This window comes from Bacteroides sedimenti, assembly GCF_040365225.1.
In the GTDB taxonomy this organism is placed as follows: domain Bacteria; phylum Bacteroidota; class Bacteroidia; order Bacteroidales; family Bacteroidaceae; genus Bacteroides; species Bacteroides sedimenti.
In genome coordinates, this window is the sequence record NZ_AP028055.1 from 3,601,860 (window position 1) to 3,615,885 (window position 14,026).

The following is a 14,026-nucleotide window of genomic DNA, read 5'->3' on the forward strand; positions in this document are numbered from 1 at the left end:
TATGGGGAAATGAGATTTCTGTTGATATTCCCCGATTGATTAAAATGATTTAGTAACTTTGTTCCATTCAAATGAAATAACATATTTATTTGCTTCAGTGCAGCGATTTGTATATTTAACAGCTACAAAGTAACTTTTCAATGAATTTTATCGATACACATTCTCATCTTTTTTCGGAAGAATTTACAGACGACCTCCCGCAGGTGATTGAGCGGGCAAAGGCGGCAGGAATTAGTCGCATCTATATGCCCAATATTGATTGTTCTACCATTAAACCATTACTTGATACAGTGTCACGTTTTCCCGGTTATTGCTTCCCGATGCTTGGGCTTCATCCCACATCGGTGAATGAGAATTTCAGGGATGAACTGTCTGTGATGAGGAAAATGTTGGAAGAACCCAACTCTTTTGTTGCTATCGGAGAAGTAGGAATGGACCTCTATTGGGATAAAACATTTCTGCAAGAGCAGTTGGAGGCATTTGATACGCAAATTCAGTGGGCGGCGGAATATCAGTTGCCGTTGGTGATTCACAGCCGCGATTCCTTTGATGAGGTGCTTCAGGTGATGAAGCAAAACCAGGATAGGGTACTGAAAGGTATTTTCCACAGCTTTACAGGTACCTTGGATGAGGCTGAACAGTTGCTGCAGTTTGATGGCTTTTGTCTTGGTATTAATGGGGTGGTGACCTTTAAAAAGTCAACTCTTCCCGAAGTGCTGAAACGTATTCCATTAGAACGAATTGTGCTCGAGACCGACTCCCCGTACCTTACGCCGGCTCCCAACCGAGGCAAGAGAAACGAAAGTGCCAATCTGAAGGATACCCTCTTGAAGCTGGCGGAAATTTACCAGTGCACCCCGGATGAAGTGGCTGAAATAACCACCAGGAATGCGCTTAAGATATTTATTTCATAACTTTTTTCAGGCCGGATTAGGAAGGAAAATAAAAAAAGTCTATCTTTGCACAACCAATAAAAGGAGAGGTGCTCGAGTGGTTGAAGAGGCACGCCTGGAAAGCGTGTAAACCCCTAAAGGGTTTCACGAGTTCGAATCTCGTTCTCTCCGCATAAAAAAGACAGTTTCAAGGATTTGAATCTGTCTTTTTTTATGTTCTTTTTTGGAGACTGGTTTGCGTGAAATTATTAGTAACCAGTCAATTTTATGTTGCTGTTGATATCTTCATTTTTCATATTAAATCAGTTTATATTAGCTGCAATTTAAGAAAAAGAACCTGATAATGAACTTGAAAAATATCATATCTTAGCGTCTATTTTATGATCATCCATCAAGAAATATTCAGCTTGGCCAAGATGATAAAACTTTAACTCAAAGAATCTGAAAATCAACAAAGATTATGGGGATAAACTCGTTATATTACTTATCCATATGCTATAAGATTTACTACATTTTTGCTGATTAAGGAGTGGCTTGATTTTTCTTATTTTTTTCTTTTTTAAACAAATACTTTTCTCTATTTTTGTATCTATTTCAAAATCGGTAATACTTTTTTAGAAAAAAACGAAGCGTTTAATATATTATCTTCGTTTAGAAAATTGCTAAACTTTAGAATATTCTACAGAAAACCTTTTAAAAACTGAAAATATGATACAATATTATTTGCAAATAATTATTGAATTTACTATAATAATCTCAATCCCAGTTCTAATAATTTATGGAATAGTAAAGTTGTTTAAACGTAATAAATAATATATAATAATTCACATATAAGAATGTTATTCTTATTAAAATAATACTTGCTGAAGTTGTTTTTCTTGATCTATTAATACATACACACACATTTATATTATGCCAAAAATTGCATGGATTATCATTGGAATTATAGTTTATTTTTTAATTGGATGGATTGCTAAAGATATCACATTTTCAATGATTGGAATTGATAATGAAACCACATTAGGGGAACTTACTCTATATGAAATGATTACTTATTCAGCCGTAGCTGGGGGCTACATCGCTGTAATGAGTTTTATTCAGGGAGATAATGAAGGTAGTTCTGTTGTGCCAATATTAGTCTTAGCAGCTAGTTGTTATGTAATCTACAAACTACCTATTTCAATTGGAGCTATTATCTTATACAATATAATCAACATTGGATGCATAATATGGAGTGCCTGTAAGCTAAAAGATTATTAGTTAACCATATTGATAATCATAGAAAGATTATATAGACCTCTCTCCGTAAAAAAGGACAGTTTCAAATCATCGAAACTGTCCTTTTTTCGGGGGGGAGGTCACTTTTTTTATATCTTTTTAGAAACCGTCTTTTTTTCTTACTTCCACCGCTTCAATGTAGATAAAAACTGGCGCAAAATTGGACGAGCTTCATCTATTGTAAAGTTGTTTCCTGTTTCAGCATTCCAATGATCGAGATATTTCAGGTTGCTCTCCATCATTTCCTCCATCGTTACATTACGTGTAAAAGCTCCTTTTTGATAACAATAGTTACAATACTCCATGTTTTTTGTATTGTCGGCATTAGTACCAAAATCTTGCTCAGCTTTCATATTCATACCGCAACTTTGACAAATATTCTCTTCCATGATATATTTTTTTAAATGAGTATTATAATAAGGTTATATAAAATAACGGGATAACCTCCTTGTTATGAGACTACCCCGTTGATATAAATTAATCTGAAGTTTATTCCTTTAAAGTAATAACGCTGTTTGGGTCTGGATCGTTATACCAGTCTTTGCTGTTTTTTCCATCAGTAGTTACCCAGTTTTTAAACTTTTTGTACGCTTTGGTGAAGTCTGTTCTTTCACTGGCATGCTTAATTGCAGCAGGAACTTTAATACCCCATACCAAATTACTATTGCTGTAATAACTGATACCCTTATGTCTTGGATCTTCATTCGCGTAGTTGGTATACAGTTTGGTGGGCTCATACCCTCTAAGATGGATCTCACGATTATTATTCGGATTTCTTAAAAAGAAATTGAATGCTGTACTGGGATTATCACAAGTATTTTTAAATGCATTATATTCGTCAGCATTATACGCATTGCTATTATCAATTGTGCATGTGATGGTTGGCAATTCGCTTTCTTTGCTTAAGGTTGTACCAGGCACTGTATTATAGTAGTTTTCACCGCTTCCTTTAAGTTTGTCGAGACCTGTGATTACAAGAATGGCTTTTTCATCTCCATTTTGAGGGAGCAATTTCATGGTAACACCATCAATATTGCATCTGACAGTCATGTAATCTTGAACATATTTAGTTGGAATATAACCTAATTGTACACAGAGCTGGTAAGGGAGCGAGCCTCCTAGAGCACGTATCTGGATGTTCAGCTCTAATCCCTTCAGTGCACCAACTATATTTCCGCAGTAACTATAAGTGTTATAATATGCAACGAAATCGTTTAAGTCGTAGTCTCCGAGTTCAGGGAACAGATCTTCGAACATTAATGTTCCGTAGGTGTTCTTGGCGGGAGTATATGTCTGGCTGAAAATTAAATTATTATCTGTTGTTGCATTTTCAGGAAGTGATATCACTGCTTTCTTGCTATCAACTGTACTTTTTGTTGCAACACTGTTTAGATCCACTTTCTTAACCTGTTTTCCTGAAGCAGTAGGATACTGAACATAAATAGCTGTTGAGCTGGTAGGAACTTCAAGGGTGATTGTTGTGGAATTCTGACTTACAGGGATTGTGGCTATTAATCCCTTTTCAGTACATGATTCATCCAGGAAGATGGATGTAGTAGTAGGCATAGGTGATGTGATAGAGCATTCAATGTTCTGGGTTGTAGCCCAGCTGAAACCGTCGGGGATCTGCAAATCTGTAACTTTCTCTGTGCTTTCCGGGTCATAAAGATTCTTATCTTGTGAACAGGAAGTAACCAGAAATACTGTTCCAAACAGTAAATAAATCATTTTACGTACTTTCTTCATATGATGTTGTTTTTTCAAAAATTTGGTTGTTGGTGCAAAGATATTAATTTTTTGTTAACTATAGATAATTTTTTTAGTTTTATATGTTAAAATCAATGTTGTATATAAAGTTAAATGATTTTTATCCTAATCAGAATACTTTTATCTATATAAAAAGAATATATAAGGTCTTATATAATCATGTCAATAATTTATATAAAACATTGATATGAAGTTTTATATATTCACATTAATTAAAGTGCCTATTATCCGTTTTTTTGATCTATTAATAGTCTTTATAATATCTATAAATTCCTATATAATAAGCCATATATGTTGATAAAAATGCCTTTTTAATATGTTTTTTCAGTATTTGACAAATGTATTTATATTCTTTTGTAAAGTTCATCATTATTTATTGAACAAGAAAATAAAATATATGTCCTAGAGATTGGTTTTGTTTCTTACAAATATGATTTAAACTAAGTAATAAAACAAATTTTTTACGGATGCGATTTGGTTGTTCTTTTTTAACTTTTATCTCTTTGTTTTATTCCGTTTGCAAAGCATACAATTGTTTCGCTTTAAATCTCTATTTTTATGATAGCAAGACTGTAAAATAACAATTGTTCAGCAATTGCCGGTCAGACTATGCTGAAAACTCTTCTTAAATCTATATAATTAATGGAAGTCTTCGTTGTATAATTCAAAAAGATAGTGTATTTTTGAGCTTTAACAGACAATAAAACTAATTGAATCATACAATGAAAAAAATTGTGATGGCACTCGCTTTTTCAGGTTTTCTTTTTCTTAGTGGTGCAATAACAGCTCATGCTCAGAATGAAATACCTGCGGACCAACAGGAAACCACTGTTAATCCGGATGAAAAAGCCGACTCTGACGGAACGACCAACGTTGTGAAGAAAAGTGTTAGTGTAAAGTTGAAAGAGAAATTTGTTGAAGGCAATCCTTTGTATATGGGGCTGGTTGCTTTTTCCTTGGTTCTAGGACTCTCTTTTTGCATTGAACGGATTATTTATTTGAACCTTTCTGAAGTAAATACGCAGCGATTACTGGAAGACATTGAGCTGGCTCTTGAAAAAGGAAATGCTGATGCAGCAAAAGAGATCTGTCGTAATACACGTGGTCCGGTTGCTTCAATTTGTTACGATGGATTAATGCGGATTGAACAAGGTGCTGATGCAGTGGATAAGGCTGTGTCAACCTGTGGAGGTGTGCAATTAGGGCTTCTTGAAAAGGGCTGCTCATGGATTTCTCTATTTATTAAGATTGCACCGGCATTAGGTTTTCTGGGAACTGTTGTTGGAATGGTGCAGACATTTGACAGTGTTCAGATTGAAGGAAATACTTCACTTGCCATTATCTCCGGAGGAATGAAAATGGCGCTGCTGACTACTGTATTCGGACTTATTTCTGCCGTTATTCTGCAGGTGTTTTATAACTACATACTTTCCAAAATAGAATCACTTACCCATGAGATGGAAGAGGCTACAAATTCATTAATTGATTTCGTGGTGAAATATAACTTGAAATACAGACAATAAAAAGGAGGAGCAATTCATGAAACCGGATAAGTTTTCCAGATATACACTATATTTGCTTCTGCTCATTTGTACAGTAACAGCAGGATTTTATTTCGGAGGTGCTAAGGTAGTCTCAGAAATCCATGCATTGGTTCCTGTTTATACTGGGCTGCTTATTTGGGTTGTTGTCGGTCTTCTGAGTATTGCTTTAGCAATTGTCATCTTTTTCGTTATTATCAAGTTTATTGACCGCTACCGCCGTTCGCCTAAAGAAGCTGTTCGTTCAGTTCTAGGCTTATTTATATTGGCTTTTCTGATGTTTTTCTGCTGGTTATGCAGCAACGGAAATCTGCTTTCATTGCCGGGCTATAAAGGTCAATACAACACTCAGGTTTGGATAAAAATTACCGATATGTTTATTTATAGCACCTATGTACTGATTGGTGCAGCAGCTTTGTTTATTATTGGCTTTTTTATAGCCAGGAAAGTGAGATGAAAATGAAACGACTCCAACGTACCGTTACGGAAATAGATATTAACCTGACAACAGGAATTGTATTTTTACTGTTGGTTTTCTTTATTGTAATTACATCGGTTAACCCGGATCAGGGCTTGGAAAGACGTTTACCGCCCGCAATTGGAAAATATACCCCTATAAGTGTAGAACCTCGTAACGTACTGAATGTGCTCCTTACGGATAATGATGAACTTGTATGCGGGAACCAGATAGTTGGGATTGGCGATCTGAGAGAACTGGCAAAACAGTTTATATCTAATCCTCAAAATGACCCTAAACTACCAGAGAAAGAGGTTCGTAATATTAATCTCCTGGGAAAAATGGCTGTTACCTCAAAACATGTTATTTCAGTACAATGTGGCCGCGAGACTACTTATCAGGCATATATTGATGTTCAAAATGAACTGATTGGTGCTTACAATGAACTTCGAAATGATTTGGCTCAAAAGAAATGGAACAAGAAATATATGGAACTCACTCCTGAACAGCAGAAAGCGGTAAATTCCTGTTATCGGATATGTATCTCTGAAGCGGAACCTTTATCCAGAAAAGGAGGTGGCAGATGAGAAGACGTTTTGTTAACATGGAAAGACCGGAGATTCAACCATTAAGTGGGCTTGCATTGCCGACTATTTTTCTTATTCTCATTTTCTTTCTGGTGATGCTTACCAATATCCGAAACGATAAGATGAAAGTGGGAAAGGTAGAAGCGCCTCAGGCTACAGAACTCTCCGTCGCAATGAAGCACGCCATTGTGACCACTATCTATATTGGGAAAACCGGAGGTCGGTCTGCTGTAAGATACCGTATTCAGCTAAATAACCAGGTAATGACTCTGGCAAAGGTTGAGGCTTTTATCAAAAAAAGCAGAATGGCTTTAAAACCGGATGAGCGACCATTGATGACGGTGATGCTGAAGGTGGATAAGGATACTCCTATGGGAATAGTGTCGGATGTGAAACAGGCATTACGTAGGGCGAATGTTTTGAACATTATCTATTCTGCACGTCCGGAATAAGTCACTCCTTTGTAAGTTTCGTAGCGTTGTTATATACTTCTTTGTAGATGCAATCTCTGACAACTTCGAAATCTTTTTCGCAATTTAAATCCCCATCTGCCATTAACCACATGGGTAGGTAGCCATCTCCTTTCCTATAAGGAGGTTGTTGATACTCTTCTTTCCAAAGCTGAAATCCGTGACGCTGATAAAATCCAATGCGGCGTATGCTGATTTCTTCCTCCGGCAGTTCCACTTCAAGAACAATTGGGCATTGCAGTTTCTCTTTCAGGGAGGTTAGAACTTTTTGTCCATATCCATTGCTTCTCAGAGAAGGATCGATGGCAAAATGTTCCACATAACAAAAACGATCAAAGTCCCAGTATGAAATAAACCCTACGGGTTCCTCATTAGAGAGCAGGATGTTGTTATGGAACCGGTTGTTATGGTCAGTATAATCCCTCTGCAAAGAGAGCTCCCTGCGCTCTTCCACCGGAAAAGCGTCAGCGAGTAGGTTCTCTGCAAATCGATAATATTCTTTATCGGATGTATGTATGCGTTGAATTGTGATCATTTAAATAATTTACGGGCGGGTGTAGAAATCGATCAACCGTGTGATTGCTCTCTGACAAACCGGACAGAAACCCGGACAGGTGTTGGTTTTCATTCGACAATCTTCGGCTCCACGATAGATGTTTTTGAAAGAGTAACCTCCTCCTTCAACAAGTTTTGCCGTGCCTTGCTCAACCATGTCTTTCCATTTTGATGCGAAATCAACTTTTGTGGTGATATTCTGCTCCCAAGGTTCCACATCAAAGGGGTAGATGCCGTTGAACAAGTCTTCTTCGTAATAATATTCATCGGCAAGACCGGCAAAGCTGTGTCCGAACTCATGTACCACTACCGGGCGGAAAAATTTGTGATGAGCTGTGGTAAGTGTAAATGAATTGTAGATTCCGCCGCCACCATACTGGTCTGTATTAGCCAGTATAATGATGTGCTCATATGGAATCCCCGCAAGGGAATTATGAATATCTTTCAGGTTGCTACTGGTAAGGTATCTGTCTGAATAGAAACTGTCAAAATGTGAACCAAAAGCAGTATTTTTCCATATTCCGTTTTTTGGTGCACTTACGCCGCTGTCCTTTGAAGGGCTTTGAACTGCAACAATATTAAACCGCTTTTTCATTGCAGAAAAAGGCTGATGAGCAAACAAGGCTTCACAGGTTTTCCGGGCATCTTCAAGAAAGAGGTTCATCTCCCCAGGAGTATAACCTTCTGCTAGAATGGCAACATCAATACAATCTTCCGGTGAACCATTTTTAACCAGATAGGTGTGTGGAGTTACATGTGTATTTTCAAGTTTCTTGATGAGGATATCACTTGGATTAACCTGATGTTTCAATATTGGATTGTAGTTTCCTTTTTTATCTCTGAAAGAGACGGTAATCTCAACCGGTTGTTTAGGGTAGGGAAGAAGGTATGTATTCTCGAATGCACGATTCAATGTTTTTGCCTCATCGGTATCAAGCCATTCCTGAAAAAGAGTGCTGAAAGAGGTTTTATATATACAAGCTCCGGTCTTTATGTCATTCATCGAAATTTGACCATTACCTTCCAGTGGAAGTTGGGCGAGATGATATCTACGGCCTGCCCATTCCGAAAGCTGTGATAACTCTTCAACAGAAACGTTCTGTTGAGAAGCTGTTCCCGAAAATATATAATCTACCCTAAGTGTTTTATTGATGAAATAATCATTAAAGTTTTGCGCTTTTGCATTAATAAGCAAAAAACAGCAAATAATTATGGTCACGATCTTTTTCATATTAATTGAATTTTCTGCAAAGTTAATACTTTTTTAATGAATAATATCAAGAACTTTACGACTGTCCATACTAAAGTATTGGATTATTATTTTTTTAAGAATTAAAGTAATAATTTGTGCTTTTTCAACTAAAAAAAATATGTAACTTTGCATAAATAATCAAATAATATATATGGGATATCATCAATTAGATCGTTTGGATAAAGAAATACTGAAACTGATAGCAGATAATGCCCGGATTCCTTTTTTGGAAGTAGCCCGTGCATGTAATGTTTCAGGAGCTGCTATTCATCAGCGTATACAGAAGCTAACCAATCTTGGGATACTGAAAGGATCAGAATATGTCATCGATCCGGAAAAGATTGGCTACGAAACTTGTGCATATATTGGATTATATTTGAAAGACCCCTCAGATTTCGAGGTAGTAAGGAAGGCTTTGGAAAAAATACCGGAAGTGGTGGAATGCCATTTTACAACCGGGCAATATGATATGTTTATCAAAATCTATGCAAAGAATAATTTTCACCTGCTGAGTATTATTCATGATAAACTACAGCCGCTTGGGCTTGCCCGCACAGAGACCTTGATCTCTTTTCACGAGGCAATCAAGCGACAAATGCCGATTCTTGATATAGAAACGGAAGATTAACGAATCAGCGTTTTTCGTAATTGATAAAAATATACGGGTAGCGATGCTTTTCGTCCACAGGATGAGGCTCTCTGCCCGTTTCTGTCCATTCCTCTTTGCTGATTTGCGGAAAGAAAGCATCAGCATTTTCCGTTACATCTTCAATCAATGTCAAGTAAATGGCGTCTGCTACTCCCATAGCCTGTTGATAAACACTGGCTCCTCCGATAATAAAAACCTCATCTTCATCTTTGCAGGTTGCAAGTGCATCTTTTAGAGAAAGGAAAATTTCCGCCCCGGTGAAAGTTATGTTGGGGTTTGTAGTGAGAACCAGATTGCGACGATTGGGTAAAGCTCCTTTAGGCAGTGACTCGAACGTGTGCCGGCCCATGATAATAGTATGTCCGGTAGTGAGTGCCTTAAAGCGTTTCAAATCGTTGGGCAGCCAGTAGAGCAGTTTGTTGTCACGGCCGATAGCATTGTTTTTTGATACAGCTACAATAATCGATACTTTACACATACTTATTGATTATTTAAACGGATACCGCTCCCTTGATATGTGGGTGCGGATTATAGTCTACCAGTTCGAAATCTTCAAATTTAAAACTGAATATATCTTTTACGTCCGGGTTAATCTTCATGGTTGGAAGATGGCGTGGTTCTCTTGACAGCTGAAGTTTAACTTGTTCCAGATGATTAATGTAAATATGAGCATCACCGAGAGTATGGATAAAATCTCCGGCCTTCAACCCTGTGACTTGTGCCATCATCTGAAGCAACAGAGCGTAGGAAGCTATGTTGAACGGTACACCCAGGAAGATGTCGGCGCTGCGTTGATACAATTGCAAACTCAATCGCCCGTTGGCAACATAAAACTGAAACAGGATATGACAAGGGGGAAGTTTCATGTTATTCAAATCAGCCACATTCCAAGCGCTTACAAGCATGCGTCGTGAATCGGGGTTGTTCTTGATTGTTTCCACGATTTCCTTTATCTGATCGATATGTCCGCCTTTATAATCGGGCCATGAACGCCACTGGTAGCCATAGATATGTCCCAGATCGCCGTCTTCGTCGGCCCATTCGTTCCATATTCTTACACCATTTTCCTGAAGATATTTCACGTTGGTGTCTCCCTGTAGAAACCACAGAAGTTCGTGTATGATAGATTTTAGATGAAGTTTCTTTGTTGTAAGACAAGGGAAACCTTCATCCAAATTAAAACGCATCTGATGTCCGAATATGCTGATAGTTCCCGTACCGGTACGATCGTCTTTTCGGGAACCTTCTTTCATGACTCTGTCAAGTAGATCCAAATATTGTTTCATTGATGTTTTATGTTTTGTCTGCAAACTTAGCTAAAAAAAGTTGCAATGTGATTCTTTTATGATCGTTTTTTACCGAAACCTTTTTCTGCGATATAAACCCCACTGAGAATAAAAATGGCTCCCATGATTGCAAAAAGAGTTATAGGTTCGCCAATAATTAAGGAAGAAGCAATCAATGTGACCAATGGAACAATATAAACATAGTTGGTAGTACGAACTGCTCCCAAGTTCTTTACACACATATTCCAGAGGATATAGCAAAGCATTGAAGCCACTAATCCCAGAAAAAGAAGATTGCCATATACCAATGGGTTGAACAAAATCTTTTTATCTGTTGTCAGTGGCGAGAAGAAAAACGCTGGCAGCAAGGTAATGATTCCATAAAAGAAAACTTTTCGGGTTATGAAAAGAGTGGTATATCTGCTGTCCAGCTTCTTTAAAATGATGCCATAAAAAGCCCACATTAGAGAGGCGACAATGGTGAGTATATCTCCGGCTGGATTTATTTTAAGTACAAAACTGCCGTTGAATACAACAAAGGCTACACCTGCTAAAGCAATAAGTGAACCCAAAATCAGATTCTTTTTCAACCGTTCTCCTTTTACAAAAAGATGAGAAAGAAAAGCTGTAAATATAGAGGTGGTACATAGAATAAGGGCCACGTTTGATGCAAGTGTAATACCAAGTGCTCTATTTTCTGCAATGAAGTAGAGTGAACCGCCGCATGCTCCAGACATAATAAATAAAAGCTCATCTTTCAGGTTATATGCGAAAAGTTTGCGTGGACATATAATCCATATGCTTAGATAGGCCAACATGAAACGATAAAATAGAATATCCTCGGGACTCAGGCCATTCTTCATCAGAACCTTGGTCGAAACAAATGTTGTTCCCCATATACTTACAGTAAATAGCGCCATAAGATGGTAGAGTGCCTGACCTCCCGGTTTTTTGTTGAAAGCGATCTTATTAGTCATTAAGTCTGAATAATTTTTTGTTCCGACAAAGATAATAAAATTCTCTGTTATTCGAAAAAGATGTATTAAATCGCTGACAATCAGCAAACAATCAGCCATGAGGATTGTTTGTAATAGAATAGTAACATATATGTATTTACAATGTAATTATCTGGAAATAAAAATGAAATGTTTCTGAATTTACTTTGCAGTGTCAAAATAATAATAAGAACAGAAAAATGAGAAAAATTTTATTAGGCTCTCTATTATGCCTGTCAACCCTAGCTATGGCCCAAGAGGTTGAACAAACGCCACTCGAAAAAGTGCAGACTGAGACAGAAAGAATAGGTTCCATTGTAGATGACTTGAGTAAATGGAAAATATCCGGATATATCCAGGGAGATTTACAGATTGGACAGAAAGATGCAAGTTTCAAGGTTGGTGCAACAAAAGCAGATGCCGATCAGTCAGTACTGAATCGTTTTGGTATCCGTCGCGGACGTATCAAGTTTGCCAATACAGAACTTGAACTGGGACAGGTAAAAGGTACGGCTGTGTTTCAGCTGGATATCACTGAAAAAGGTGTAGGTTTTAAAGATGCGTACTTTACTTTAACAGATCCCTGGGGTGGATGGGCAACATTGAAAGCGGGTGTGTTCGACCGTCCATTCGGTTATGAAGTTTCTTATTCATCAAGTTCACGTGAAACTCCTGAACGAAGCACCGGATGTATTACTCTTTTTCCTGATGAACGTGATTTAGGAGCAATGTTTGTTATCCAAGCTCCCAAAGGTCATGTGTTGAATCCCTTTAAACTAGAAACCGGACTTTTTGCCGGAAATGGAATCAAGCAGGAAACCGATAACAGAAAAGACTGGATTTCTCACCTCTCCTATAAAAAGACCTATGATAATATTCAATGGGGTTTAGGAGGTTCACTCTACCTAGGTGGTGTTTATCAGGGAACTAACAACGTTTACGAGATGTCTGGAAAAGAGTTCGTGGCTGTTAATAATGCAAAAGTTGGTGAGTACTCTACTCGTTGCTATTACGGACTGGATGGACAGTTCCTGTTGAACTCCGGTGCCGGGCTGACAACCTTACGTGCTGAAATGATTGCCGGTAAACAACCCGGAGCTCTTGGCGACTCAAAAAGCCCGAACGCCTCCACATTGCCAACAATAGACACTTACCGTCGTGACTTCCTTAGCTATAATATCTACCTGATTCAGGATCTTGGCGAATCAAAGCACTCGCTGGTGGCAAAATATGATGCTTACGATCCGAACACAAAACTATCTGGCAATGAAGTTGGCCTGGGTGGTAGTGGAAAAGGCGATGTTAAAAAGTACAACGTGGGATTTGGTTACCTTTACCGCATGAGTAACAACTTCCGCCTGATGGCTTACTATGATATGGCTTTCAATGAAAAGACACAAAACATCAGCGGATATAATTCCAATATAAAAGACAATATTTTCACATTAAGATTACAGTATAAATTCTAATAATTAAGAAAGATGAAAAAGATTATTTTAGCAATAGCATTGATTTGCAGTGTAGCTCAGGGCTCATTCGCACAACGTATCAAAGGTAGTGACACCTTGTTGCCGTTAGCTCAGGAATGGGCTGAAAGCTTCAAGGGTGGAAAAGTAACAGTAACAGGTGGTGGTAGTGGTGTTGGTATTTCTGCTCTGCTTGCAGGTACTACAGACATTGCAACAGCATCTCGCAAAATGAAGTTCGACGAAAAATTGAAGTTCAAACAAGCAGGTAAATCCCCAGTAGAAAAGATCGTTGCATACGACGCTTTGGCCGTGGTTGTGAATCCAAGCAACAATGTAAGCCAGTTAACCCGTCAGCAGTTGGAAGATATCTTCACAGGTAAGATTACAAACTGGAAACAGGTGGGGGGCGCCAATTTGGAGATTGTTGCCTACTCAAGAGAAACAAGCTCTGGGACTTACGAATTCTTCAAGGAACATGTGTTGAACAACAAGAACTACAAGAAGAACATTCTTTCCATGCCTGCTACAGGAGCCATCATTCAGTCTGTAAGCCAGACAAAAGGGGCTATTGGCTATGTAGGCCTGGCTTATGTGGAAAAAGGTGTAAAAGCATTGAAGGTATCTTATGATGGAAAGAAATTTGTGGCTCCATCAGTTCAAAATGCAAAGAACAAAAGTTATCCCGTGGTTCGTCCTCTTTTTATGTACTACGACAAGAAAGATGCTGCAAAAGTAACTTCGTTTCTGAACTATGCAACTTCTGACCAAGGTCAGAAAACTGTTGATAAAGTTGGATACATTTCATTGAAATAAGAACAATAAACTAT

At 37.9% G+C, this 14,026-nt stretch carries 16 protein-coding genes and 1 tRNA gene; 10 read left to right on the top strand and 7 right to left on the bottom strand.

All coding sequences use genetic code 11. The annotated features are described in order from the left end of the window. Positions 1-140 precede the first annotated feature (140 nt). From ABWU87_RS14305 to ABWU87_RS14315, 3 genes are all read left to right on the top strand, one after another. A complete protein-coding gene (locus tag ABWU87_RS14305; RefSeq protein WP_353331857.1) occupies positions 141-914 on the top strand; it encodes a TatD family hydrolase in 774 nt (257 codons plus the stop codon). A gap of 62 nt (positions 915-976) precedes the next feature. Further along, a tRNA-Ser gene (locus ABWU87_RS14310) sits at positions 977-1,064 on the top strand. A gap of 741 nt (positions 1,065-1,805) precedes the next feature. Then, positions 1,806-2,153: a hypothetical protein gene (locus ABWU87_RS14315; RefSeq protein WP_353331859.1), complete on the top strand. Its 348-nt coding sequence runs from the start codon at positions 1,806-1,808 to the stop codon at positions 2,151-2,153. 137 nt (positions 2,154-2,290) lie between these two features. Here ABWU87_RS14315 and ABWU87_RS14320 read toward each other — a convergent pair whose 3' ends face one another. Together ABWU87_RS14320 and ABWU87_RS14325 are read right to left on the bottom strand one after the other, a co-directional pair. Beyond that, positions 2,291-2,560 (bottom strand): zinc ribbon domain-containing protein, encoded by a 270-nt coding sequence (locus ABWU87_RS14320; RefSeq protein ID WP_353331860.1) that lies wholly within the window; start codon positions 2,558-2,560, stop codon positions 2,291-2,293. A gap of 100 nt (positions 2,561-2,660) precedes the next feature. Further along, on the bottom strand, positions 2,661-3,917 hold the full coding sequence (locus ABWU87_RS14325; RefSeq protein WP_353331862.1) for an LruC domain-containing protein: 1,257 nt from the start codon (positions 3,915-3,917) through the stop codon (positions 2,661-2,663). Between the two features lie 743 nt (positions 3,918-4,660). On the opposite strand from ABWU87_RS14325, the gene ABWU87_RS14330 reads away from it, so the two are divergent. From ABWU87_RS14330 to ABWU87_RS14345, 4 genes are read left to right on the top strand one after another with little or no spacing between them, the layout of a single operon-like run. Continuing rightward, positions 4,661-5,461, top strand: a complete 801-nt coding sequence (locus tag ABWU87_RS14330; RefSeq protein WP_353331864.1) for a MotA/TolQ/ExbB proton channel family protein — start codon at positions 4,661-4,663, stop codon at positions 5,459-5,461. A gap of 16 nt (positions 5,462-5,477) precedes the next feature. Further along, entirely contained in the window at positions 5,478-5,936 is a 459-nt protein-coding gene (locus ABWU87_RS14335) for a hypothetical protein (protein WP_353331866.1), read from the top strand. Continuing rightward, complete coding sequence (locus ABWU87_RS14340) at positions 5,933-6,523, top strand: ExbD/TolR family protein (protein ID WP_353331868.1); 591 nt, start codon at positions 5,933-5,935, stop codon at positions 6,521-6,523. Before ABWU87_RS14335 ends, ABWU87_RS14340 begins: the two co-directional genes overlap by 4 nt. Next, positions 6,520-6,975: an ExbD/TolR family protein gene (locus ABWU87_RS14345; RefSeq protein WP_353331870.1), complete on the top strand. Its 456-nt coding sequence runs from the start codon at positions 6,520-6,522 to the stop codon at positions 6,973-6,975. The genes ABWU87_RS14340 and ABWU87_RS14345 overlap by 4 nt, the downstream gene beginning before the upstream one ends. Position 6,976: 1 nt before the next feature. Here the strand turns inward: ABWU87_RS14345 and ABWU87_RS14350 are convergent, their stop codons facing one another. Continuing rightward, on the bottom strand, positions 6,977-7,528 hold the full coding sequence (locus ABWU87_RS14350) for a GNAT family N-acetyltransferase (RefSeq protein WP_353331872.1): 552 nt from the start codon (positions 7,526-7,528) through the stop codon (positions 6,977-6,979). Between the two features lie 9 nt (positions 7,529-7,537). After that, entirely contained in the window at positions 7,538-8,779 is a 1,242-nt protein-coding gene (locus ABWU87_RS14355; RefSeq protein ID WP_353331874.1) for a M64 family metallopeptidase, read from the bottom strand. A gap of 172 nt (positions 8,780-8,951) precedes the next feature. Here ABWU87_RS14355 and ABWU87_RS14360 point away from each other — a divergent pair, with 172 nt between their 5' ends. Beyond that, entirely contained in the window at positions 8,952-9,428 is a 477-nt protein-coding gene (locus ABWU87_RS14360; RefSeq protein ID WP_353331876.1) for an Lrp/AsnC family transcriptional regulator, read from the top strand. Between the two features lie 4 nt (positions 9,429-9,432). Here ABWU87_RS14360 and ABWU87_RS14365 read toward each other — a convergent pair whose 3' ends face one another. From ABWU87_RS14365 to ABWU87_RS14375, 3 genes are read right to left on the bottom strand one after another with little or no spacing between them, the layout of a single operon-like run. Continuing rightward, positions 9,433-9,927: a dihydrofolate reductase gene (locus tag ABWU87_RS14365; RefSeq protein WP_353331878.1), complete on the bottom strand. Its 495-nt coding sequence runs from the start codon at positions 9,925-9,927 to the stop codon at positions 9,433-9,435. Between the two features lie 13 nt (positions 9,928-9,940). Next, positions 9,941-10,735 (bottom strand): thymidylate synthase, encoded by a 795-nt coding sequence (locus ABWU87_RS14370; RefSeq protein ID WP_353331880.1) that lies wholly within the window; start codon positions 10,733-10,735, stop codon positions 9,941-9,943. Positions 10,736-10,791: 56 nt separating this feature from the next. Further along, positions 10,792-11,712, bottom strand: coding sequence for a DMT family transporter (locus ABWU87_RS14375; RefSeq protein WP_353331882.1), 921 nt, complete (start codon positions 11,710-11,712; stop codon positions 10,792-10,794). 218 nt (positions 11,713-11,930) lie between these two features. Here ABWU87_RS14375 and ABWU87_RS14380 point away from each other — a divergent pair, with 218 nt between their 5' ends. Both ABWU87_RS14380 and ABWU87_RS14385 read left to right on the top strand, forming a co-directional pair. After that, the gene (locus ABWU87_RS14380) at positions 11,931-13,199 is read left to right on the top strand and encodes a hypothetical protein (RefSeq protein WP_353331884.1); all 1,269 of its coding nucleotides are present in this window, start codon (positions 11,931-11,933) and stop codon (positions 13,197-13,199) included. Positions 13,200-13,211: 12 nt separating this feature from the next. Beyond that, positions 13,212-14,012, top strand: coding sequence for a phosphate ABC transporter substrate-binding protein (locus ABWU87_RS14385; RefSeq protein ID WP_353331886.1), 801 nt, complete (start codon positions 13,212-13,214; stop codon positions 14,010-14,012). The last annotated feature ends 14 nt before the right edge of the window (positions 14,013-14,026 follow it).

What these genes read in the sequence shown, in the direction of transcription:
- ABWU87_RS14380 (WP_353331884.1), top strand. Translation starts at nt 11,931, where the DNA reads ATGAGAAAAATTTTATTAGGCTCTCTATTATGCCTGTCAACCCTAGCT.
- ABWU87_RS14320 (WP_353331860.1), bottom strand. Translation starts at nt 2,560, where the DNA reads ATGGAAGAGAATATTTGTCAAAGTTGCGGTATGAATATGAAAGCTGAG.
- ABWU87_RS14365 (WP_353331878.1), bottom strand. Translation starts at nt 9,927, where the DNA reads ATGTGTAAAGTATCGATTATTGTAGCTGTATCAAAAAACAATGCTATC.
- ABWU87_RS14340 (WP_353331868.1), top strand. Translation starts at nt 5,933, where the DNA reads ATGAAAATGAAACGACTCCAACGTACCGTTACGGAAATAGATATTAAC.
- ABWU87_RS14315 (WP_353331859.1), top strand. Translation starts at nt 1,806, where the DNA reads ATGCCAAAAATTGCATGGATTATCATTGGAATTATAGTTTATTTTTTA.
- ABWU87_RS14330 (WP_353331864.1), top strand. Translation starts at nt 4,661, where the DNA reads ATGAAAAAAATTGTGATGGCACTCGCTTTTTCAGGTTTTCTTTTTCTT.
- ABWU87_RS14360 (WP_353331876.1), top strand. Translation starts at nt 8,952, where the DNA reads ATGGGATATCATCAATTAGATCGTTTGGATAAAGAAATACTGAAACTG.
- ABWU87_RS14355 (WP_353331874.1), bottom strand. Translation starts at nt 8,779, where the DNA reads ATGAAAAAGATCGTGACCATAATTATTTGCTGTTTTTTGCTTATTAAT.
- ABWU87_RS14375 (WP_353331882.1), bottom strand. Translation starts at nt 11,712, where the DNA reads ATGACTAATAAGATCGCTTTCAACAAAAAACCGGGAGGTCAGGCACTC.
- ABWU87_RS14345 (WP_353331870.1), top strand. Translation starts at nt 6,520, where the DNA reads ATGAGAAGACGTTTTGTTAACATGGAAAGACCGGAGATTCAACCATTA.
- ABWU87_RS14305 (WP_353331857.1), top strand. Translation starts at nt 141, where the DNA reads ATGAATTTTATCGATACACATTCTCATCTTTTTTCGGAAGAATTTACA.
- ABWU87_RS14350 (WP_353331872.1), bottom strand. Translation starts at nt 7,528, where the DNA reads ATGATCACAATTCAACGCATACATACATCCGATAAAGAATATTATCGA.
- ABWU87_RS14325 (WP_353331862.1), bottom strand. Translation starts at nt 3,917, where the DNA reads ATGAAGAAAGTACGTAAAATGATTTATTTACTGTTTGGAACAGTATTT.
- ABWU87_RS14335 (WP_353331866.1), top strand. Translation starts at nt 5,478, where the DNA reads ATGAAACCGGATAAGTTTTCCAGATATACACTATATTTGCTTCTGCTC.
- ABWU87_RS14385 (WP_353331886.1), top strand. Translation starts at nt 13,212, where the DNA reads ATGAAAAAGATTATTTTAGCAATAGCATTGATTTGCAGTGTAGCTCAG.
- ABWU87_RS14370 (WP_353331880.1), bottom strand. Translation starts at nt 10,735, where the DNA reads ATGAAACAATATTTGGATCTACTTGACAGAGTCATGAAAGAAGGTTCC.